Source organism: Turicibacter sp., assembly GCF_017941855.1.
In the GTDB taxonomy this organism is placed as follows: Bacteria; Bacillota_I; Bacilli_A; order MOL361; family Turicibacteraceae; genus Turicibacter; species Turicibacter sanguinis.
The window spans coordinates 15,525-38,753 of sequence record NZ_JAGAVR010000002.1; the positions used below are offsets into that span (position 1 = coordinate 15,525).

The 23,229-nt window shown below is 34.7% G+C and carries 24 protein-coding genes; 19 read left to right on the plus strand and 5 right to left on the minus strand.

Going from position 1 to position 23,229, the window contains the following annotated elements; genetic code table 11:
* Positions 1-16: 16 nt before the first annotated feature.
* Both J6D32_RS00275 and J6D32_RS00280 read right to left on the minus strand, forming a co-directional pair.
* Entirely contained in the window at positions 17-511 is a 495-nt protein-coding gene (locus tag J6D32_RS00275) for a hypothetical protein (protein ID WP_006783515.1), read from the minus strand.
* A gap of 146 nt (positions 512-657) precedes the next feature.
* Positions 658-1,308 carry a hypothetical protein gene (locus tag J6D32_RS00280; protein WP_009607605.1) on the minus strand — a complete coding sequence of 217 codons (651 nt, stop codon included), beginning with the start codon at positions 1,306-1,308 and terminating at the stop codon, positions 658-660.
* A 232-nt stretch (positions 1,309-1,540) separates the two neighbouring features.
* Between J6D32_RS00280 and J6D32_RS00285 the strand changes: the two genes are divergently transcribed.
* From J6D32_RS00285 to J6D32_RS00295, 3 genes are all read left to right on the plus strand, one after another.
* Complete coding sequence (locus tag J6D32_RS00285) at positions 1,541-2,314, plus strand: polysaccharide deacetylase family protein (RefSeq protein WP_229098567.1); 774 nt, start codon at positions 1,541-1,543, stop codon at positions 2,312-2,314.
* Between the two features lie 101 nt (positions 2,315-2,415).
* Positions 2,416-3,042, plus strand: coding sequence for a YkyA family protein (locus tag J6D32_RS00290; protein ID WP_006783518.1), 627 nt, complete (start codon positions 2,416-2,418; stop codon positions 3,040-3,042).
* 23 nt (positions 3,043-3,065) lie between these two features.
* Positions 3,066-3,500 (plus strand): GNAT family N-acetyltransferase, encoded by a 435-nt coding sequence (locus tag J6D32_RS00295; protein ID WP_006783519.1) that lies wholly within the window; start codon positions 3,066-3,068, stop codon positions 3,498-3,500.
* A gap of 35 nt (positions 3,501-3,535) precedes the next feature.
* On the opposite strand, the gene J6D32_RS00300 is transcribed toward J6D32_RS00295, so the two are convergent.
* Complete coding sequence (locus J6D32_RS00300) at positions 3,536-3,904, minus strand: hypothetical protein (RefSeq protein ID WP_006783520.1); 369 nt, start codon at positions 3,902-3,904, stop codon at positions 3,536-3,538.
* A gap of 235 nt (positions 3,905-4,139) precedes the next feature.
* Between J6D32_RS00300 and yjeM the strand changes: the two genes are divergently transcribed.
* Positions 4,140-5,624, plus strand: a complete 1,485-nt coding sequence (gene yjeM / locus J6D32_RS00305) for a glutamate/gamma-aminobutyrate family transporter YjeM (protein WP_006783521.1) — start codon at positions 4,140-4,142, stop codon at positions 5,622-5,624.
* Positions 5,625-5,660: 36 nt separating this feature from the next.
* Here the strand turns inward: yjeM and J6D32_RS00310 are convergent, their stop codons facing one another.
* Complete coding sequence (locus J6D32_RS00310) at positions 5,661-6,995, minus strand: TldD/PmbA family protein (protein ID WP_006783522.1); 1,335 nt, start codon at positions 6,993-6,995, stop codon at positions 5,661-5,663.
* A gap of 3 nt (positions 6,996-6,998) precedes the next feature.
* Positions 6,999-8,387, minus strand: a complete 1,389-nt coding sequence (locus J6D32_RS00315; RefSeq protein ID WP_009607593.1) for a TldD/PmbA family protein — start codon at positions 8,385-8,387, stop codon at positions 6,999-7,001.
* A gap of 611 nt (positions 8,388-8,998) precedes the next feature.
* Between J6D32_RS00315 and J6D32_RS00320 the strand changes: the two genes are divergently transcribed.
* From J6D32_RS00320 to J6D32_RS00390, 15 genes are all read left to right on the plus strand, one after another.
* The gene (locus J6D32_RS00320; protein ID WP_006783524.1) at positions 8,999-9,616 is read left to right on the plus strand and encodes a class D sortase; all 618 of its coding nucleotides are present in this window, start codon (positions 8,999-9,001) and stop codon (positions 9,614-9,616) included.
* Between the two features lie 112 nt (positions 9,617-9,728).
* On the plus strand, positions 9,729-11,504 hold the full coding sequence (locus tag J6D32_RS00325; RefSeq protein ID WP_132942771.1) for an ABC transporter ATP-binding protein/permease: 1,776 nt from the start codon (positions 9,729-9,731) through the stop codon (positions 11,502-11,504).
* Positions 11,505-13,175 (plus strand): thiol reductant ABC exporter subunit CydC, encoded by a 1,671-nt coding sequence (gene cydC, locus J6D32_RS00330; RefSeq protein WP_287467149.1) that lies wholly within the window; start codon positions 11,505-11,507, stop codon positions 13,173-13,175.
* A gap of 70 nt (positions 13,176-13,245) precedes the next feature.
* Complete coding sequence (locus J6D32_RS00335) at positions 13,246-13,548, plus strand: nitrous oxide-stimulated promoter family protein (RefSeq protein WP_006783527.1); 303 nt, start codon at positions 13,246-13,248, stop codon at positions 13,546-13,548.
* Between the two features lie 14 nt (positions 13,549-13,562).
* Complete coding sequence (locus tag J6D32_RS00340; protein ID WP_006783528.1) at positions 13,563-13,937, plus strand: YbaN family protein; 375 nt, start codon at positions 13,563-13,565, stop codon at positions 13,935-13,937.
* A 12-nt stretch (positions 13,938-13,949) separates the two neighbouring features.
* Positions 13,950-14,258 carry a hypothetical protein gene (locus tag J6D32_RS00345; RefSeq protein ID WP_006783529.1) on the plus strand — a complete coding sequence of 103 codons (309 nt, stop codon included), beginning with the start codon at positions 13,950-13,952 and terminating at the stop codon, positions 14,256-14,258.
* A gap of 80 nt (positions 14,259-14,338) precedes the next feature.
* Entirely contained in the window at positions 14,339-14,521 is a 183-nt protein-coding gene (locus tag J6D32_RS00350) for a hypothetical protein (protein WP_006783530.1), read from the plus strand.
* A gap of 214 nt (positions 14,522-14,735) precedes the next feature.
* Entirely contained in the window at positions 14,736-15,434 is a 699-nt protein-coding gene (locus J6D32_RS00355; protein WP_006783531.1) for a Crp/Fnr family transcriptional regulator, read from the plus strand.
* Positions 15,435-15,582: 148 nt separating this feature from the next.
* Entirely contained in the window at positions 15,583-16,593 is a 1,011-nt protein-coding gene (gene asrA / locus J6D32_RS00360) for an anaerobic sulfite reductase subunit AsrA (RefSeq protein ID WP_055164074.1), read from the plus strand.
* A gap of 1 nt (position 16,594) precedes the next feature.
* Entirely contained in the window at positions 16,595-17,389 is a 795-nt protein-coding gene (gene asrB, locus J6D32_RS00365; RefSeq protein ID WP_006783533.1) for an anaerobic sulfite reductase subunit AsrB, read from the plus strand.
* 13 nt (positions 17,390-17,402) lie between these two features.
* Positions 17,403-18,368, plus strand: coding sequence for a sulfite reductase subunit C (asrC, locus tag J6D32_RS00370; protein WP_009607592.1), 966 nt, complete (start codon positions 17,403-17,405; stop codon positions 18,366-18,368).
* A gap of 117 nt (positions 18,369-18,485) precedes the next feature.
* Complete coding sequence (locus J6D32_RS00375; protein ID WP_132942774.1) at positions 18,486-20,573, plus strand: molybdopterin oxidoreductase family protein; 2,088 nt, start codon at positions 18,486-18,488, stop codon at positions 20,571-20,573.
* Between the two features lie 2 nt (positions 20,574-20,575).
* The gene (locus J6D32_RS00380) at positions 20,576-20,986 is read left to right on the plus strand and encodes a 4Fe-4S dicluster domain-containing protein (protein ID WP_006783536.1); all 411 of its coding nucleotides are present in this window, start codon (positions 20,576-20,578) and stop codon (positions 20,984-20,986) included.
* A 1-nt stretch (position 20,987) separates the two neighbouring features.
* Complete coding sequence (locus tag J6D32_RS00385; RefSeq protein WP_132942775.1) at positions 20,988-22,223, plus strand: NAD(P)/FAD-dependent oxidoreductase; 1,236 nt, start codon at positions 20,988-20,990, stop codon at positions 22,221-22,223.
* A 47-nt stretch (positions 22,224-22,270) separates the two neighbouring features.
* The gene (locus tag J6D32_RS00390) at positions 22,271-23,212 is read left to right on the plus strand and encodes a TDT family transporter (RefSeq protein WP_287467151.1); all 942 of its coding nucleotides are present in this window, start codon (positions 22,271-22,273) and stop codon (positions 23,210-23,212) included.
* Positions 23,213-23,229: the final 17 nt, after the last annotated feature.

A 23,229-nucleotide genomic window follows, 5' to 3' on the forward strand; every position in this document is an offset into this window, starting at 1 on the left:
TACACTTTAAACCTTTTTATTTTGGTGGAGAACTATAAGTGTCAGATTGAACAAAATGAGTAGAGTTTAATTTTTCACTTGCTTCGGGACAACACGTCATCAATATTTCTTGCATCTGGGCCATTGTTTTTTTCATCTCTGCTAATTCTTTTTTTAATTCTTCTTTTTCAAGATCAGCTACCTTATCACTTCGACGATCTTGTAAGACCTGAAGATAGAGACCTTGAGCGGCGATATACTCTATATTCGTTCCAATCGATTCGAGAAAGACCCCAATGATATTTTGCTCATCTGGGTATTCGGCCTCCTTAGCAATGAGTACCGCAATTAGAATACTTAAAATCCAAAAGGTATACGGATCAAGAGATAGGAGATAAGGGAGAAATTTAGGACATTCTGGTGGAACAAGATCTTCGGCATCAAGGGTTTCAAACGAAGCTGCTGACTCATTCTCAAGTCCAATATCAGAAACAGGTGGTGGTGGTGGGGGTGTTGGAGGAGTTACACGCATAAAAAATCCTCCTTTAAAAGAGATTTTAAATTAGGTAATATCGTGATAAACAAAGAAATGGACGATACCCTAATTTTAGTTTATGTTTAGGTAGGGGAACGGTGAATAACAAAAGACATGATTCCAAAGAATCATGTCTTTTGTTATTAAAGTTGACGATTATAAAATTGAACAAATTGACTAATTTCGTCGTAAAGTAATCCATTATCGACAATATACCAACTGCCTTCGATATTTTTTAGTTTAAACGTGTTAATCATTTCGGTTGAATCTAAGTCCTCACACGAATTATTAATCATCTCATTCATGGTTGTCATGAGCGAGGTTTTCGCATTAAAGTCTTCGACATTCGTTGAGGCATAATGTTGACGATAGACTGAAATGACGTCTGGTAATGATAACTCGAGGAGTTCAGTGTAATTAGGAATGGTCATTTTAACAGCGACAGTTGCATCTTCGTTAACTTGCTGAACTTCTAAGATTTCATAAGTGGAGTTATTAACAATTGCCGCTAAATAATGAAGAATCAAAAAGTTTTCGAATGGAGAAGAGGCAAAGGGGTCTGTTGCAATATAACTTGCTGTATAATCTGTCGCCATTTGAAAAGCAGTAAATTCATGATATTTTGATATGTTTTTATCTTGGAGTGAATTAAGTGCTGCGATGACTGTTTCAACCGGTTTATGATCGGAATGATTAGCGACATAAGAAACGGGATGTGTTGATCCATTTGAACGACTACATCCAATAAGGATAAACAGATAAGCGATTAAGAGGAAACGGAATTTTCGTTTCAAAATGAACCTCTCCTTTATCAGAAATATATTTTATAGTATTTACAATAAATTCAATATTATGATAAAAAAGGTTGAATAAAAATAAAAAAAATATGAGAAAAAGTTTTGTTGAAAAATGCATGAATGAGTTGAAAAAAATAGAAAATATAAGGTATACTAAGTAATATTAAATTACATATTTTGTATATTATTAAAATATCAGTTTACTTGTAGCAGATAGGGATGACGATAAATGAAAAAAATAATGTGTTGTTTATGCTTAATGATTTTATTCATAGGAAATTCTTTCGTTATGAGAGCCGATGCAAGGATATTATTAGAACAAATCAATAATAACTTACCGGATCATTCTTATTTTCAAGAGCGAGAAATACCACTAAAGTGGAACGGAAAAGAGCTAAAAGTGGTGTATTTGACATTTGATGATGGTCCAAGTAAACGAAGTGAGGAATTTATTGAGATTTTACAACGCTATGATGTCAAAGCGACCTTCTTTTATATTGGATCAAATGTTTCAAGATATCCAGACACTGTTAAAGCGGTACATGAGGCAGGTTTTTATATTGGTCTTCACTCAATGACACACGATCGTCAAATTATCTACAATCCAGATACACCTGAGGCGCTAACGCAAGAATTACTTCAAGAACAAGATTTGTTAGAGGGGATTATTGGGGTTCGACCGACTTTGTTTAGACCACCTTATGGAAGCGTTCCAGGCATTACACCAGCGATGGCTGATTCATTGATTGAGCATGACTTTAAAATATGGGACTGGACCATCGACTCGAAAGATTGGAAACAAAAATCAGCTAATGAAATTTTAGAAACCATCAAAAAACAAACCAATGCTCCGGTTGAAATTGTTTTAATGCATGAAAAAGAACTAACGCTTGAAGCATTGGCAAACATCATTGAATTTTATCAATCTCAAGGATATGAATTTAGAATGTATGATTCAAATCACCATCTAATCAATAATTTTTTAAAAGACAATAGACTTTAATGGAAAAATTTTTAAGGATAAATGGTAATGATGTATGTTAATTTTAAAATTGGATAAAATAAACAATAAGTTTTTGAAGTATTAAAGGAGCGTTGAATGCAATGAAAATAACGAGAATTATACCGATTTTATGTTTGTTACTTTTAGTAGGTTGTGGAGGTAAGGGCGAAACACAGGTTTTTACGATTTTAAATGATCAAATTGTCAGTCAAAATAAATGTAATGAAAATAATACCCAATTAACTGATTTAATGGCTAAAGAAACAGAGATTTATAATCGTATAATTGAAAAAGGAACAGATTCTTTTGATGATATCAAAGGATTTGTTGAAGAAGGCCAACAAAATGTTGAAAATAGTAAACAATTATTAAGTGAATATGATTTATGTATTCGTGGTGCCTTAGTTGATCAAAATAAGTTAATAAAAGAAAAGGATAAAGTAAAAGATAGTACAGCTTTACAAGAGGCAACGATGTTAATTGAACAATATACGATTTATGAATCAAGTTTAGTGGATTATGTCGAATCATTAATCCGTTTAAATGAGGCTCAAGCTCAATTTTATAATCAGTTGAATGAATCAACGGATATTCAACAAATGGAAGCTCTTGTGACAAATATTAATACAGCCATTGATGAGGCTAATATAGCCTCTGAAACTCATCATGATGCATTAATTGCGTTTAATGAGTTATATAGTAACTATTATGAAACCTATATTCAATAAAAAAGTGAAAGGAGGGATTTGAGATGGAGATTGTTTTAGCAAGTACTCAAAAGCATTTTGCAGATGTATTTCGAATTCGTACGAATGTCTTTATTGGAGAACAGCATGTTCCAGCACAGGAGGAAATTGATGAATTAGATCAATTTGTACCTATTTTAGTGGCATATGAGGGGGATATGGCGTTAGGCACAGCTCGTGTGATTGAAACAAAAGAAGGATATGCCAAAATTGGTCGAGTGGCTGTCTTAAAGGAAGCGCGTCAAAAAGGCGTGGGGCGTGCCTTAATGATGGCAGCTATGGAATATATTGAAGATAAGATGTCAGTGAATCAGATTAAACTAGATGCTCAGATTAGTGCCCAAAAATTTTATGAGTCTTTAGGATTTATAGCTCACGGTGAAGTCTTTTTAGATGCAGGAATTGATCATATTTCAATGGTTAGATTTATTAAAAGATAAAAAAAGCAATGGATGCAGGGCATCTATTGCTTTTTTTAAGTAAATGAAAGTTGTGTAGAGGAAGTCAAAGAAGAAGGATTAATATGATAAGCCTGTAATTCGGGTTGGCTATTTAACAGTTGGATAAATTCTGTAAATTTGTCTGCATGGTTTGCAATATAGCTTAAACGCTCTTGAATTTCGTTTTCTGTTAGCGGGCGCAGTGAATATTCTAAAATAAACGAAGAATCATCACCAGTTGTAAAACAAACTTCATATTCACAATGAACTCTTTCAATAATATGCGATCTTTTTACGAATCCAAATCGTTCAATTCCCAAATCTGAACGGTGAAGATCTTTGTTTTTGAAAGCTATTTCTTGGACAAATTGAAAAGATTTAAATATAGGTTGTGGTTCTAACATGTAACATCCTCCTGAACTTGTATCATCATGAAAACATTTTTCCATATTTAGTATACTAAAAAGAGGTTGTCGGATGATGTAAAAAGTGCGAAAATATGTAAGTACTATATGACAAAAAACGACATGAATAATTTTTTATGAGCTCGTTAAAAATATAGTATCAACATTAATCGATGCTAATAAAGTTTTTATTGGCAAAATAGATGAAGTTTTTGTTAGAGAGAAGGTAAGAAATATGTCTCAACGTCAAAGTGGTAAATTGACTTTAATGTCATTAATACTGATGATTTTTACGTCAGTTTTTGGATTTGCGAATATGCCACGTGGTTTTTATTTAATGGGATATGCTGCTATTCCCTGGTACTTGATTGCAGCCATTACGTTCTTTATTCCATTTGCATTTATGATTGCTGAATTTGGAGCTGCGTATAAAGATTCAAAAGGTGGTATTTATTCGTGGATGGAAAGTTCAGTCGGGCCACGTTATGCATTCGTCGGTATTTTTATGTGGTATGCCTCTTATGTAGTTTGGATGGTCAATGTGGCCTCAACTCTTTGGATTCCACTTTCTAATGCCATATTTGGAAAAGATACAACCGCATCATGGGGTGTCTTTGGATTATCTAGTACACAAGTGTTAGGAATTTTAGGTGTTTTATGGTTAATTCTTGTTTTATTTTTAATTTCGCGTGGACTTGAAAGTATTAAAAAGGTTACCTCAATTGGTGGATCAGCCGTTGCGTTATTAAATATTATTTTATTAATTGCAGGCATCGTGATTTTAATTTTAAATCATGGACAATTAGCACAACCAATTCAAGATGCTGCTCATGCTTTCACTGTTTCTCCAAATGCTAAATATACAAGTAATATTGCGATTCTTTCTTTCTTAACCTTCGCAATTTTCGCTTTCGGTGGAACAGAAGTTGTCGGTGGATTAGTCGATGAAACAGAAAATCCAGAAAAAACATTCCCTAGAGGATTATTAATTGCAGCAGGTGTTATTTCACTTGGATATGTCATTGGAATTTTTATGATTGGGATTTTTACAAACTGGGATTCCGTTCTTTCCGGAACTGGGGTTAACAATGGTAACGTGACATACATTATCATGCAAAATCTTGGATATGAGCTTGGGTTGGCACTAGGATTTGCTCAAAGTACAGCCTTAACCATTGGAGCATGGGTAGCACGTTTCGTTGGATTATCAATGTTTTTAGCATTAAGTGGGGCCTTTATGACATTGTCTTATAGTCCGCTTAAACAATTAATTGAAGGAACACCTAAAAAAATCTGGCCTAAGTCAATGACCGTTATTAAAAATGGGATTCCTATAAATGCGATGCGTGTTCAAGCCGTGATTGCGATTGTTTTAATTTTATTAGTGTCATTTGGTGGAGAGTCAGCTTCAGAATTCTTTGATAAATTAGTCTTAATGACTAATGTTGCCATGACGATTCCATACTTATTCATCGCGTTTGCCTTTGCTTCATTTAAGAGACGTGATGACATTCCTAAACCATTCGTCATTTATAAAAGTAAAGGGTTAGCCATTACGATTGCGTATATTGTGACAGCAGTTGTAGCGTTTGCGAATATCTTTACAATTATTGAACCTTTAACATCTGGTGATTATGTTAAAACAATTTGGATGATAGCTGGACCATTATTATTTGGTATTATTGCTTTATTATTATATGGACGTGGAGAACGTCAATAACCAAAAAGGACCTATCAGTAATGATAGGTCCTTTTTTTATTCTCCAGCAACTATTAATGATTTAATGTAAAGACTTGGTGATCCAATATTTGATGGTCCAAAATCTAAATCATTTCCAATAGCTTCAATTTGTTGAAGAAGATCAAAGAAGTTTCCTGCAATGGTGATTTCATGAATAGGATCATCTAATTTTCCGTCTTTAATCAGAAATCCACTTGCAGAAAGTGAAAAATCTCCTGAGATTCCATTTAATCCAGAATGTAGTCCTTGTACATCGGTAATATACAGTCCGTTTTGAATGATTGTTAATAAGTGATCAAATGAAGTTTGAGTTGGCTTGATGTACATATTAGTAGGTGAAATGTTGACAGAACTTTTAAAGCTTGAGCGTGAAGCATTTCCAGTTGGTGCTACGTTAAACGTTTTAGCTGTTGTTAAGGAGTGAAGATAGGTATTAAGCACCCCATTTGTCACGATTTCTTTTGTATACGTTGCGACGCCTTCACCATCAAATGAAGAACTTCCCATTCCATTTTCTAAATGGGGATCATCAATGATACTGACAATGGGACTTGCAATCACCATTCCAACTTTATCTTTTAAACGCGATAAATCTTTTAAAATGGCTTCGCCTGAGAAAATATCGCTCATGGCTTCTAAAATATCTCCAGCAACTAAGTTGCGAAGTAAAATCGGGTAAGTTCCTGATTTTACTTTTTTAGCGCCTAATTGAGCTAAAGCACGCGAGACGATTTTTTTAGCAAATGATTTAGGTTCATAGTCAGTAAAGTTTGTGCTAATGATGAAGTCTCCATCTGTTTTATTTTCACCATTTTCTGTGACAAGAACACTGACATACGTATAGGCGAAGTTTTGACGCTCTGATAAATCTAATCCCTTTGTATTTTTCAACATGATTTCTGAGGTACCATTAGAAAAAGCACAGTAATTAACCGATTTAACGCGAGGATCGAGTGCAAAACATTCTGATTCCACTGCTTTTAGGAAATTAATTTTTTCAAGTGGCGTTATTTCATTAAAGGCCGGATGATATAAATCAAGCGTGGTATAAAACTCATCACCACCATAAAGTTCTTCATTTTCCGATTTTTCTAAAATAATGGCATTATTAATGACACTAGAGATAATGAACGGAATGGAAGAATCATCACATTTTTCAGTATAGGTATAACCCATTTTTCCTTCATAAAGGCCACGGAAAGATAGACCTTGTGTGACAGATACTGAGTAGGAATCCACGTTTTGCTCGAACACCTTGCATGAAAAGTTATCATTTTTCACGACATAAATTTCCATATCTGTTAATCCGGCAGCATGTCCAGCTTCAAATAAAGTATTAAAGTTAATCATTGCTTATTCCCCCTTTGCTCCACCAACTGTAATTTCTTTAACACGTAGGGCAGGTTGACCGACATCCGTTGGAATTGAGCCACTTGAAGCCCCACACATTCCTTGTGCTCGTGCTAAATTTTCACCGACCATATCAATTTGATGTAAGATTTGAGGTCCATTTCCGATTAAAGTAGCTCCACGAACGGGTTCTGCGATTTGACCATTACGGATAATATAACCTTCGTTCACTGCGAAGTTAAAATCACCTGTTGCAGGATTAACAGAACCACCACCCATGCTTTTAGCATAAAGACCGTATTCAGTATTTGCGATTATTTCTGCACGTGTATGAGGTCCGTTAGCGATAAAGGTATTGGTCATACGAGAGGTTGGAGCAAATCGATAATTTTGTCGGCGTGAAGAACCGGTAGAAGCCATATTCATGCGACGCCCATTTAATTTATCAACCAGATAGCTTTTTAAAATCCCATTTTCAATTAAGACGTTACGCTGTGTTTTCGTTCCTTCATCATCGACATTCAGTGATCCCCAAGCATTTGGAATCGTTCCATCATCAATGGCTGTCACAAACTCACTGGCTACCTTTTGACCTAATTTACTAGAAAAGACCGACAAGCCTTTTGAAACGGAACTAGCTTCGAGCCCATGACCGCAGGCTTCGTGGAAAATCACGCCTCCGAACCCGTTATCAATCACAACTGGCATTTTACCACTTGGGCAAAGCCCAGCCTTTAACATCGTAACAGCTTGTCGAGCCGCATCTTTTGCATAGAATTCAAGGTCAAGATTTTCAATAAATTCAAATCCTTGATGAGCACCAGGTCCATGAGATCCTGTTTGCATCTCAGATTCATTTGAGGCAACAGCTGTGAGATACATACGTGTATATGTACGTGAGTCTTCAACAAGAGCTCCCTCAGAGTTAGCAATCAAAACATTTTGTTTTTTCTCAGATAGATTAATCGAGCTTTGAGAAATAGAAGCATCATAGTTTTTAATCCATTCACTCGCTTGCCGCATTTTTTCAATTCGTCTTGAAGCAGGAACATCTTCTAAATTTAATTTTATAAGATGTTGATTTACAATCTCTTGACGCACTAAGTTTAAGGGTTTTATAATTTGTTGACCAACTAAAGCTTGTGCAATTTCACGTGCGGTTTTGAGTAAGTTTTCGCGAGTGGAATCATTGGTGTAACCATAGACACAATTGGTTCCTTGAAACAATCGAATACCAACTCCATAGTCTTCACCACGATTAGCTTTATCCACTTTTCCTCCCACCATCGTGATGGTTTGAGAATCGGTTTGCTCAACGTAAAGTTCGGCAAAATCAGCGCCCATAGATAAGGCTTCATCTAACACATCTTGAATTAACAAGTGATCTAGCATCTAGTTACTCCTCCTTTGAAATAATAAGACGATGATTGCTCCCTATCAAAGTTATAGTCTGGGATCTTCATTTCCCAATCCTAATTAGTGTCTGGGGTTACAGGTCTTTTTATTTACAGTTTAAGATATTATACCACATTCTACTAAAATCTAAAGAAGGTTAATAGAAAAAATTACCAATTAAAGATGGGTTTGAAAAATGATCGATCATTAATAAAAATATCAAGTAAAGAAAAAAGGATGTATGATTCAAAACACGTAGAGGAGAAAGGTGACTAATCAGTCTTATATCTAGAGGATGATTCACTTTATATATGTGGAAGTAGATTTAGGCTTGGATTGGTACAAAAGTAAATGACGCCGTTGGCAGAGCAAGAAATACTAGAAAAAATATCAAAATCAGAGGGTGATAAACAACCGGATAAACTCAATGAAAATATGGGGGATGATTAAATGAATTAGCATTTCGCTGTTATGAAAAATTGGAGTTAAAAAAGCAGTACGAATGCAAGCGGCTCGCATGATGTCAAGCAGACAGGGATACTTTTTTGATGAATAGCTTTTAAAAGGAGTGATAAACTAAAGAAGAATGATTTGCAAGGGATGTGAATATGACGCGAAGCGGTTGCGTCTTTTATCAAATGAGACAGAGATTAAGTCAATTATTCATATTAATCGGATTCATTTGCTTTTTAATCCCGATTGGAAATTTAGCTCGGATGCAATATTATAAAGAACAAGCATCCTTAACGTGGCAACTACCACTGGGATTAAATAGCCTTGATTTATCGATGCGAGAGTTATTTTCAATGGTATATGATGAGATTCCCTCTACTAATGCTCGCATTGGAAGTGTCAGTTACTTAAAAGAAATTCCTATCCCGCTCTATCAGGGGATTGAGAATCAGCAATTGACGAAGGGGCTTGGTCATGATCCTTTATCCGTGTTACCTGGTGAAAATGGGAATTGCTTAATTTACGGGCATCGAGAGGAGTTTTTATGGGAACTTCAAGCCATTGCAGTCGGTGATGAGATTTTCGTTCAAACGATTTATGGGACATGGATTTATGAAGTGAATGAGATTCATGTGTTAAATCCGGATGATTCCTTTATTTTCGAGCAAACGAAAACTCCCACGTTAACTTTGGTAACTTGTCATCCTTTCATCTACTTTGGGCCGATTAAAAATCGATTTGTGGTTCGTGGAACATTAATTGGGAAACTTTAACTATATTTTGATGGTAAAAATCTAAATATAGTTAAAGTTTTTTTTATGACCTATGATATAATCTAATTATGAATTTGATAATCATTATCAACAGTAGATAGGAGAGAAGTGTATGATGATTAATAAACGACTCATCTCGATTTGTGAAGAGTCTAAAAAATATATGTTTTTAACCCTCCTTTGTAGTTGGATTGGGATTATATGTAACATTGCCATTATCTTTATGATGGGATTATTTATTAATGCAATGGTAGCGGGGGAGACGTTATCAAAAGGATTAAGTCATTTTTATTTGACGAAACATTTAACATTAGCGGTTGCTATTCCGTTACTTATTATCTTATTGATTGCAAAATTTATTGCTCACCATTATTATGGAAAATTCTCGTATAAATCATCAGCAAAAGCACGTAGTACCTTACGTTCTTTAATTTATGAAAAGTTATTACGCTTAGGAATGGATTATCAAAAATCACAGCCAACCTCAACAATTGTTCAGATTTCAATTGAAGGAGTTGAACAGCTAGAAATTTATTTTGGGAAATATTTACCTCAATTTTTCTATTCATTATTAGCTCCTTTAACTCTATTTGTCGTCATTTCAACGATTTCTTGGAAAGTCGCGTTAGTATTTATTGCCTGTGTCCCATTAATTCCAATATCAATTATTGCCTTAATGAAAGTCGCTAAACGTATCATGAAAGATTATTGGAATAACTATGCGGATCTTGGAGATACATTCCTCGAAAACTTACAAGGACTAACGACTTTAAAAGTTTATGGACAAGATGACATTAAGCATCTTGAAATGAATGAAGAAGCGGAAAAGTTCCGTCGTATTACGATGAAATTGTTAAGTATGCAGCTAAATTCAATTAATATTATGGATTTAATTGCTTTTGGGGGTTCAGCACTAGGAACGATTGTCGCTCTTTATCAATTCCAAAAGGGTGCCATAAATGTTGGAGAATTAATTGTCATTATTTTACTATCATCTGAATTCTTTATTCCAATGCGATTACTTGGATCTTACTTCCATATTGCGATGAATGGAATGGCGGCAAGTGATCGAATCTTTGCTTTATTGGATACAGAAGAAGTGGCAGTTAAGAACCCTTGTGATTTTAAAAAGGATTCATCTGTGAAGATTGAAGTGGAGAACATTAACTTTAGTTATGATGGAGAACGCCAAGTTCTAAATGACATTTCATTTGACTTAACAAATGGCGGTTTAACTGCAATTGTTGGGGAAAGTGGAAGTGGAAAAAGTACAATGGCGACGTTATTAATTGGACAAAAACGACCAACTAGTGGACGTATCTTAATCAATGGAGTAGATTTAACTCAGTTAAAAACTGAAGCTTTATATGAGCATGTGTCATTAGTTTCAGCGCATAGTCATATTTTTAAAGGAAGCATTAAAGAAAATTTACTAATGGCAAAACGTGATGCTACATCAGAAGAAGTGAATCAAGCCTTAAAAATGGCACGACTTGATCAGTTTATTGCTGGACTACCAAAAGGTTTAGAAACTGAAGTTTCAGAAAATGGAAGTTCATTATCAGGTGGACAAAAACAACGTTTAGCTTTAGCACGTGTGATTTTAGCGAATCGTGATGTGATTATTTTTGATGAAGCAACTTCAAATATTGATGTTGAAAGCGAAGAAGCGATTTGGGATGCTATTTATGAGTTATCACAGCAAAAAACAATTTTAGTCATTTCACATCGTTTAGCAAGCGTGAAACGTGCGAAAGCAATTCATGTGTTTAAATTAGGAACACTGGTTGAATCGGGAACACATGATCATTTAATGAGTCAAAATGGAGTTTACGCTCACATGGTTGAAAGTCAACAACAATTAGAAATGATTAGGGAGGTGGAGTAGATGAAACGTCAATCTGGATTTAAGATTATGATGCGCCTCTTAAAAGAATTAAAGCCATTAGTTGGGGTGATGATGATTACAATTACCCTTGGAGTTTTAGGGTTTTTAACAGCTATCTCCATTGCTAGTTTTGCAGCAGTAGCACTTGGAACATTAGTTGAAGGAGCTACTATTGTTTCATTTAAAGCAGCTATCACCATCATGGCAGTTTGTGCCGTGATGCGTGGATTACTTCGTTATGGAGAACAATTATCAGGACATTATATTGCCTTTAAAATTTTATATTTATTGCGTGATAAAATCTTTGCTAAACTTCGTACACTTGCTCCCGCAAAATTAGAAGGACGTGATAAAGGAGATTTAATTTCACTGATTACATCTGATATTGAATTACTTGAAGTCTTTTATGCACATACGATTGCGCCGATTGCAATTGCGATTTTAACCAATTCGATGATTACGGCACTTTTATGGTTCATTCATCCGATTTATGGGGTGTTAGCAGCCTTCTTCTTTATTTTAGTTGGATTTGTGGTCCCTTACGCTTCTTCGAAATTAGTAAGTGAGGCTGGGGTTAATTATCGTCGTGAGTTTGGAAGTAGTAATCAATATATTCTAGATTCATTACGTGGATTAAAAGAGATTTTACTATTTAATCAAGGACAGGAACGCTTAACTCAATTAAATCAAAAGTCTGAGGAGTTAAATGAAAGTATTCGTAAAATTAAAGATCACGAAGGGATCGTGACGGGAATTACAAGTACCATTATTACGCTTGCAATGCTTGTATTCCTAGGAGTTGGAGCATACCTTTACTCAATCGGAGCCGTGACTTTAACATTAGTTTTAGTAGCGCTTGTTGTGATTGCTTCTTCATTTGGACCGGTTGTTGCATTAAGTAATTTATCGAACACATTAGCTCATACGTTTGCCTGTGCCGAGCGTTTATTCGAGTTACTAGATGAAATGCCACAAGTTGAAGAAGTGAGCGGACAAATGCCACTGACGATGAATGAGATGACACTAGATCGAGTTTCATTTGCCTATCCAAATAGTGATCACTTATTACTTGATGAAGCATCGATTCACATTGAAAAAGGTGAAAAGTTAGCATTAATCGGAGAAAGTGGAATTGGAAAAAGTACGTTTATTAAGTTATTAATGCGCTATTTTGACACAAAAAAAGGTCATGTCTTCATTGACGGAACGAATATTAAGTCAATTCCAACGGCCTCATTAAGATTGAAACAAACTCTTGTTAGTCAAGAGACGTATTTATTTAATGATACGATTGAAAATAACATTAAAATTGGTTGCAAGGATGCAAGTCTTGAAGAGGTAATAGAAGCTGCTAAAAAGGCATCGATTCATGAATTTATTGAAAGTTTACCGAAAGGTTATCAAACAAAAGTTGGGGAGCTTGGTGGAATGGTCTCATCTGGTGAGAAGCAACGTTTAGGATTAGCTCGTGCGTTTTTACATAATGGTGATGTCTTAATTTTAGATGAGCCAACAAGTAACTTAGATGCTTTAAATGAAGGATCGATTTTAAAATCAATTCAAGACTATGGACAAGATAAAACGGTTATTTTAATTTCACATCGTAAGTCAACGACTGCAGTCTGTGAGAAGGTCTATCGTTTAGAAAATCAAAAGTTATATCAAAATTAAAGAGGATTTCAATAATCCTCTTCCTTTTTAAAACTATAGTGATAATGATTATCATTGATAAGGAGGGTTTATGAAAAAGTTAGGAAGAGTGGAGAAAGAAAAACAAATTATTCAGTTAATGATTGAAATTTATTGTCATAAAAAACATCAACAACAAAAGGACCTTTGTGAAGAGTGCCAAGCATTATTAGAGTATGCGCACAAACGATTAAGTTTTTGTAAGTTTGGTGATGAAAAAACGGCTTGTCGAAAGTGTCCGATTCATTGCTATAAAAAAGATATGAAAATGAAAGTCAAAGAAGTGATGAGATTTTCAGGGCCAAGACTGTTGATTTATCGCCCAGTTGAATTTATCAAACATTGGTTTTATTAAGGAGAGGAAAAAGTATGAACAAAGTAAAAAAAGGTTTATTAGTAACGATTGGATTACTTTCAATGGGACTTGGATTGATTGGTGTAATCCTTCCAGTTTTACCCACGACGCCCTTTTTACTTTTAGCATCAGTTTGTTTTGTAAAAGGTTCGGATCGCTTTGATCGATGGTTTAAAGGAACAAAGTTATATCAAAAGCATTTAGAAACGTTTGTTGAAAGTAAAAAAATGACATTAAAACAAAAATGGACGATTTTATTATTTGCCGATTTTATGTTAATGTTTCCATTTATTTTAATTGATAGTTTACATATGCGTTTATTTTTAATCCTTTTAATTCTTTGTAAGTTTTACTACTTCTTCGTTAAAATTGAGACTATTAAAAATTAAGGAGTTGAACAAATGTTATCACATACGTGTTTTTTTGGAGCATTATTAATCTATTACATTCCTAGAATGATGAATAAAAAATCAAAGTTTTTACGAAATACTCATATTGTATTAGGATCATTAGCTATTTTAGGAATGCTTGGGGAGACCATCATGAAATTTGGAACACCAAGTTTCATGAAGTATTTAGGATTTTCAGCAGTTATGTTGTTCATTGGAATCACAGGTTATCTCATGACAAAAGCTAAAAATATGAGACGTTGGCATATTATCGCGACGTTATCATTCTTTGCTTATTTAGCTCTAATCATCATCTTATAATCAGAAAAAGCACCTAGTTTTAGGTGCTTTTCCTATACGCGAATCATGAAAAAGAATAGGGTATAGAGGGAGGGAATGAAATGGTTAATTTGCAGCGAAATATGAGTGTGACAACGACGGATACGACGTGCCAATCTTGTTCGACAACAGATACAGGAATTACAGAAAATGGTTATACAGGAAGTTCGTTTGCAAGTCTCTTGGTCATTATTCTATTTGTGATTTGGTTTTTATATCGAATGGGAAAGTTATCAAATCAATAAAAAACCTCTTATCAATCTGGATAAGAGGTTTTTTATTTTAACCTAAATTTTAAGTGAATAGTTTAGGATTTTAATTAGGTATGACAAATAGACGGATGATGGTTGAAAAAAATGATAGTTTTAATTTTTTTGGTTTAATTGTATGATAGTGAGTAACAGTGGGTAGAAAATAAATAGAAAAGAGTGAGTTGAGACGCAAAGATAGGAGCGAAGAATGGATATGCAAAAAATTCATGAGTCGGTTTTCAACAAAATGGCCTTATTTTCAACTGTATCAAAAAATACCATTCAAAAGTTAAAAGAAGAGGTACGAGTCTGTCATTTTTCAAAAGGAGAGTACGTCATTCGGGACCGTGAGGTGACAGAATTAGTTTATATTGTGTTAAGTGGAAAGGTTTCTGTTTATAAATTAAGTGAGAACGGTGAAAAGCGAATTATTTTTATTCTAGACCAGGGTCATATTTTGAATGATGATTTAGTTCAAAATCTTCCCAGTGCCGTTAATTGTGAATGTTTTGAAGAATGTTGTATGTTAGCGTATGAAAAGGCGATGTTTATTAAATTAATGCAAACAGATTTTGAGTTAACAAAAGCTGTGTTGGGTCAGTATTCATCTAAACTTCGACGAACATATCGACAATTAAAAAATGCTCCAACTAATATTGCAATGGAAAAAAAAATAGCAGCTAAACTTTATCGCCTTTGTCATGACTATGGAATTCCAACATCAGATGGATATGTGATTGATATTCCGTTAAGTGTTGTTTATTTATCACAATTGGTGGGTGCACAACGAGAAACCGTCTCAAGAGCGTTGAAAAAATTAATTGATGCTGGGTTAGTTAGATATGAACATAAGAAAATATATATATCGGACCTTAAAGCATTAGGTGATTACCACAAAACTAAATAAAAGTCAAAAAAAACACTTATTTGTGATAAAAATCACCCAATGTGTGATTTTTATCACGGAATTTAGTTGTGAAATAGTATACAATAACCTCGTTCTAGTGAAAACTAAGCAACGAGTTTTTTTATTTCCTAAGAAATGAGGTTTTATGATGGGATTAAAGATGAATAAATCAGATTTTAATACAGTCTTAGCCACACTTAACAAAGAGTATCGTATTTATGCTCCTAAAAATTTTAAGGGGCAAGGGACATTTTCAGATACTGATCGTGTTCGCTATGGAGAGATTCAATCAATTGAAGAGATTATTTTTGATGTTAAATCAAGTTTTTCATATAAAGAAGTGATTCTACCAATCACACAAACGTTATTCTTCTTTACAGAGGATGAGGTAAAAGAAGCAAAGATGAATGAAGAGAAAATATTAATTTTCTTAAGAAGCTGTGATATGCATGCCGTTCGTCGTTTAGATGAAATCTATTTAAATAATGGTGGATTCGAGGATATTTATTATAAAAAGTTCCGTGAAAAAACAAAGTTCGTTGTTATGGGATGTGCACAAAGTTTTGAAAGTTGCTTCTGTGTGGATATGGAAACCAATCGCTTTGATCAGTATGACTCATATATTCATGTTGAAGGAGACGTCGTTTCATTCGATGTAAAGGATGAAGAATTAAGAAAGCTTTTAGTGGAATTAGACCATAATTCAACTGAAATTAAACCACAATTTGTGACTAGTAATCCGACTCGTGTTAAGATCCCAGAAAAATTAGATCTTCGAGTTGTCTACTCACCTGTTTGGGAAGAGTATAGTGCTCGTTGTATCGGTTGTGGACGTTGTAATTTTGTTTGTCCAACGTGTACTTGCTATACAATGCAAGATATTTTTTACAAAGACAATCAAAAATGTGGAGAACGTCGTCGTGTTTGGGCTTCTTGTCAAGTTCATGGCTTTACGGATATGGCTGGGGGACATTCATTTAGACAAACAAATGGACAAAAAATGCGTTTTAAAGTCATGCACAAAATTTATGACTATAAAAAGCGATTTGGATATCATATGTGCGTGGGTTGTGGACGTTGTGATGATATTTGTCCAGAGTATATCTCGTTTTCAAATTGTATCAATAAATTAGAAAAAGCGATGGATGAGGTGGAGTAATATGGAAATCAATGAATACATCCCATTTTTATCAGAAATAAAAGAAGTCATTCAACATACTGAAATTGAGTATACATTCCGAATGTCATTCACGGGAGATGTGAAACCAGGACAATTCTTTGAAGTATCGATTCCAAAGTATGGAGAGGCTCCCATCTCAGTAAGTGGAATCGGAGAAGATTTTGTAGATTTAACCATTCGTAAAGTGGGGCGTGTGACAAACGAAATCTTCAATACATATGTTGGTGACAAGTTATTCTTACGTGGTCCTTATGGAAATGGATTTGATGTGGAGCTATATAAAGATAAAGAATTAATTGTCGTAGCAGGTGGAACAGGATTATCGCCGGTGCGTGGTGTAGTGGATTATTTTGCGACGCATTCAGATCAAACGAAAGGATTTACATTAATCACAGGATTTAAGTCACCTGAAGATGTATTATTTAAGTCAGATTTAGCACGATGGGAAACATCAGCCAATGTGATTTTAACCGTGGATCAGGCACCAGAAGGGTATACTGGAAATGTTGGGTTAGTAACCAAGTACATTCCAGAGTTGAACATTGAGAATTTAAATGAAGTTCAAGTGATTGTGGTTGGACCTCCTATGATGATGCATTTTACGGTTCAAGAATTTTTAAAACGTGGCATTGCACAGGAGCAAATTTGGATTTCGCAAGAACGTAAAATGTGTTGTGGAATTGGGAAATGTGGTCACTGTAAAATTGATGATACGTATATCTGCTTAGATGGACCCGTTTTCAATTACACTAAAGGAAAAGATTTAATCGATTAGGGAGGTTAGTCACATGGATATGAATACAAAGTCACTTAAAAAAAATGCTTTCCGTGTTACTAAGCATCGAGGGGTTACAGCATCTAGGGTGCGTGTACCGGGAGGTTATTTAAAAGCTGATTTATTATTAAAAATTTATGATATTGCTAATACTTATGGAAATGGATCAGTGCATATTACAATCCGTCAAGGTTTTGAAATTCCAGGCATTAAATTTGAAGATATTCCGAAAGTTAATGAATTACTTCAACCGATTATTGATGAACTTGAGATCAATCAAGAAGTGGAAGGAACAGGATACTCAGCAGCGGGAACACGTAACGTTTCAGCTTGTATTGGAAATAACGTTTGTCCTTTTGCAAACTATAATACAACGAAGTTTGCCAAACGTATTGAAAAAGAAATTTTCCCAAATGATTTACACTTTAAAATTGCATTAACGGGATGTCCAAATGACTGTATAAAAGCACGTATGCAAGACTTTGGAATTATTGGGATGACAATGCCGCAATATGATAAAGATCGTTGTATTTCTTGTGGAGCTTGCGTAAGGGCTTGTAAGAAAAAGGCAACGGGAGCTTTAAGTGCTGAGAACTTTAAAGTGTTACGTGATGGATCTAAATGTATCGGATGTGGAGAATGTGTGATTCAATGTCCAACAGCTGCCTGGACGCGTAGTCAGAAAAAATATTATCGTTTAGTGATTATGGGACGTACAGGTAAGAAAAATCCACGTTTAGCGGAAGACTTTATGATTTGGGCAGATGAAGATACAATTGTAAAAGTCATTACAAATACGTATAAATATGTAACAGAATATATCGATAAAGAAGCACCAGGTGGAAAAGAACATATCGGCTATATTGTGGACCGAACAGGATTTATGGAGTTCAAAAAATGGGCACTTGACGGAATCGAGCTAAATGATGAAATCATTGTTAAAGATAATGTGTATTGGAATGGTGTTCGATACGTATAATCCATCAGATGATACCGTTGATGATGTGAGATTGAAATGTCAGGGATTATTCATGAATTTGAAAGTTTTGGATACAATAAGGAAGAAAAAATCCCGTCTTAATAAAAGGAGTTATTTATGAAAAAAGTACAATCAACTTGTAACTATTGTTCTTTAGCATGTAATATCGATTTTATGGTTGAAGATGAAACAATAAAAAAAGTCATTCCAACAAAAGGGTATCCTGTCAATAATGGATTTTCATGTATAAAAGGTCTTAATTTAGATAAACAACATTCTATCATTAAACCTAATCCATTACCTCGTTTAAAACAGGAAGATGGAAGTTTTAAACATGTTTCTTGGGATGAAGCGTTTCAATATACGGCCTCTAAATTAACAGAAATTAGCGAAAAATATGGTCGCGAAAGTGTAGCCGGAATTAGTACCGGACAATTAACTCTTGAAGAAATGGCGTTATATGGACATGTCATGCGTAACTTCATGGGGGCTAATGTAGATGGAAATACACGTTTATGTATGGCGACAAGTGTTGTTGCACATAAACAAAGCTTTGGATTCGATGCCCCACCGTATACGTTAAATGATTTTGAATTATCGGATACGATTATTTTAATTGGGGCCAACCCTGTGGTGGCACATCCAATTATTTGGGGACGAATCAAAGCTAATAAAATTCCAGGTAAAAAAGTGATTGTCATTGATCCACGTAATTCTGAGACAGCTAAACGTGCCGATTATTTCTATCGTTTAAAAGCGAAGTCAGATTTAACGTTAATGTATACGTTAGCAAATACGTTAATTGAAAAAGGATGGATTGATGAAGCTTATATCGAAGCTCATACTGAAAACTTTGAAGCTTTTAAAGAATTTGTCAAAGACTATACATTAGATCAAGTTGAAGAAAAAACACATATCACGGCACAACAAGTTCTTGAATTAGCAACGATGATTCATGAAGGAAAAAATGTTTCACTTTGGTGGACAATGGGAATTAACCAAGGCTATGAAGCCGTTCGTAATGCTCAGGCCATTATTAATATTGCTCTAATGACTGGAAACATTGGACGTCCAGGAACAGGAGCTAACTCGATTACCGGACAAAGTAATGCAATGGGATCTCGACTTTTTAGTAATACAGCCGGATTATATGGGGGTGGAGATTACGATAATTCAGTGAGACGTGCAGCTGTTGCGAATGCACTAGGAATAGAGGAGTCTTTACTTCCAACTAAACCAACGCTTCCTTATAATGCAATCATTGAGAAAATCAATGCAGGAGAAATTAAAGCTCTTTGGATTTTATGTACAAATCCTCGTCATTCATGGATTAATAATGAAACCTTTAAAGAAGCTATGGAGAAATTAGAACTCTTTATCGTTCAAGATATTTATGATGATACAGAAAGCTCAGAAAATTGTGATGTGTTCTTCCCAGTTGTTTCAGGTCTTAAAAAAGAAGGAACGATTATTAATACAGAACGTCGTTTATCAGCCGTTCGTCCTGCGTTACAAATGGAAGAGAACGAAATGAATGATTTCAATGTGATTTTAAATGTTGGAAAAGCACTTGGAATGGGGTCATTACTAGATGCGTGGCAAACCCCTCGTGATGTGTTTAACTTAATGAAAAAATGTTCAAAAGGAATGCCATGTGATATTACAGGTGTGGACTATGATGGATTAGTAGATTCTAAAGGAATTCAATGGCCATTTAAAGAAGGCGATGTTTTAACAGAAGATCAACGTCGTTTATATGAAGATGGTCAATTCTATACACCAAGTAAAAAAGCAAAATTTATGTTTGAAAATCCAATGGATAACCCATTAAAACTGAGTGAGGATTTCCCTTATATCCTAAATACAGGTCGTGGAACGGTTGGACAATGGCATACTCAATCAAGAACACGTGAAATTCCTTACGTTAATGATGCCGTGTCACATCAAGCCTACATTCATATTAATGAAAAACTTGCTAAAGAATTAGGAATTGAAAATCAAGAAATCATTGAAGTGTCTTCAATCAATGGTGTAAGTAAACAATTTATGGCCATGATTTCAGATACAGTTGCTTATGATGAGTTATTTGCACCGATTCACTATATTGAAACGAATGCCTTAACACCATCATTATATGATAGTTATTCAAAAGAACCATCTTATAAGAGTACACCAGTTCAAATCAAAAAAGTGAAGGGGGCATAAACATGGAACGCATTAAGATTGATCGCAGCAAGTGTATTAGTTGTTTAACATGTGTCACAGCATGTATTGTGTCTCATGATAGTGAAGATTCAAGAAACCGTGTCGTGATTGATAGTAAAGGAAAAAATAGTCCTATTTTCTGTCGTCATTGTGATTTACCAGAATGTGTTTATACGTGTATGACAGGTGCCATGAGTAAAAATCAAGAAACAGGATATGTTCAATATGATAAAACACGTTGTGCAAGTTGCTATATGTGTATTATGGCATGCCCTTACGGTGTTTTAAGAGCGGACCGTTTTGAACAAAAATATATTATGAAATGTGATATGTGTACTTCGACAGAATGTAAAACACCTCAATGTGTCGCAAATTGTCCAATGGAAGCTATCACACTTGAGGAGGTAAAATAACATGAACTATGTCATTGTCGGTGCCTCAGCCGCAGGTGTGAATGGTGCAAAGTATTTACGCCAAATGGAACCAGACGCTAACATCACCTTAATTTCAAAAGATGAGTACATCTATTCACGTTGTATTCTACATCATTATTTAGAGGGAATCCGAGATATCAAAAAACTTGAATTCGTAGAAGATGGATTTATTGAAAGAAATAAGATTAACTGGATTAAAGGAGTAAGTGTTGAAGCATTAGATAAGGATAAAAAAGAGTTGACCTTATCTAATGGTGATGTTGTTTCTTATGATAAAGTTTTACTAGCAACAGGTGCTTCAACCTTCTTCCCTCCAGTGAAAAATTTAAAAGAAGCTAAAAATGTTTATGGCCTTCGTAACTTAGATGATGCGATTGAAATCAAAGAAAAAGCGAAATTAGCAACAAATATCGTGGTAATGGGGGCAGGGCTTGTTGGGATTGATGCCTTAACAGGTCTGCTACACTATGGAAAAAATTTAACATTAGTTGAGTTTAAAGGACATATGCTCTCAATTCAGTTAGATAAAAAGGCTGCTAAACGATATCAAGATGCTTTTACAAACGAAGGGGTGACTCAATATTATGATACTGCGGTGCAAGAAGTCATCTTAGATGATGAAGGAGCAGTCAAAGAATTAGTCTTATCCAATGGATTAACGATTCCTTGTGATTTCTTGATTGTGGCGACGGGTGTTCGTTCAAATGTTGCCTTCTTAGAAGGTAGTGGAATTGAATGCGATCGATTTGGACTTATTTTTAACGAATATGGTCAAACCAATGATGAATCAGTATTTGGTGCGGGAGATATTTCAGGACGAAATCCAATTTGGCCAGCAGCTGTTAAAGAAGGAATTATTGCAGTAAGTAATATGTGTGGAAAAACACGTGAGTTAACAGATTTCTTTGCAAGTAAATCAACCATGAATTTTTTACATATTCCAACGATGTCACTTGGAACACCAGAACCAGCAGATGAAACTTACACGGTTGAAGTAGACTGTGACGAAGCTTTAAATTATAAAAAAATTATCCATAAAGATGGAGTAATCTATGGGGCGATTATCCAAGGAGATTTATCTTATTCGGGTGTCTTAACACAATTGATTAAAGAAAAGATAAACATCTCAAAAGTGGAAAAATCTATCTTCAATATTGATTATTCTGATTTCTTCCATTTAACAGATAACTGTGAATATACGTATCAAGAAAAGTAGAGAGTATTTTGTATCGGTAGTTAAAAACGAAAGAGGAGTTTCAACGTATGAAAAATTTGATTAGTAAGATTGCAAATCTTCCGGTTGGAGTGATTGCAACCTGTGTTGGGATGGCGACGCTTTCTAACGTCTATTTGACGCTTGGATACACAGGCATTCGTCATGTGAGTATGATGATTGCAGCAGTGATTTGGATTGCTGCGTTCATTAAAATCACGGTTCATTTTAAAACATTTAAACAAGAGTATCAAAATGTCGTTCCAGCTAGTTTATATGCCACTTTTACCATGTTAACGATGATCCTAGGGAGTTATATCTTTAGCTATCAACAGACAATTGGAAAAGCCATTTGGTTAACAGGTGTTTGTCTTCATATTCTGCATATCTTAATTTTTACATATCGAAATGTGATTAAAGGTGTGAAAAAAGAGACCTTTATTCCAAGTTGGTTTGTAACTTATAACGGATTACTAGTTTCAACCGTTGTTGGAACGGCTATGAACGAGCCAATGTTATCAAAATGTATTGTCTTTTATGGAATTACAGTCTTTATCATTATTATCCCATTTATGATTATCCGTATGATTAAACGACCAATCCCGGATGCTTTATATCATACAAGTGCTATTTTATTAGCACCAAGTAGTTTATGTTTAGTTAGTTATTTAAACGTCATCCCAAACCCTAATGCTGTCGTGGTTTATTGTTTATACGCAGCAGTCTTTGCAACGTTAATTTTTATTTTAATCAATATCCCTAAATTTTTTAAACCTGCATTCCACCCAGGCTTTGCAGGATTAACATTCCCACTAGCAATTGGAGTGGTGGCGTCAATGAAAATGTCAAACTTCTTAATGGCACAGGGAATGGAAACACTTGGAGCATTTATTAAAGAAGTTTCAGGCATTCAAATCTATATGACAACGGCAATTATTGCTTTTGTTTTCTATAACTTTGTAAGACTTTTTGTGAAGTCTTATCAAAAATAATGATTAATTGATAGCCC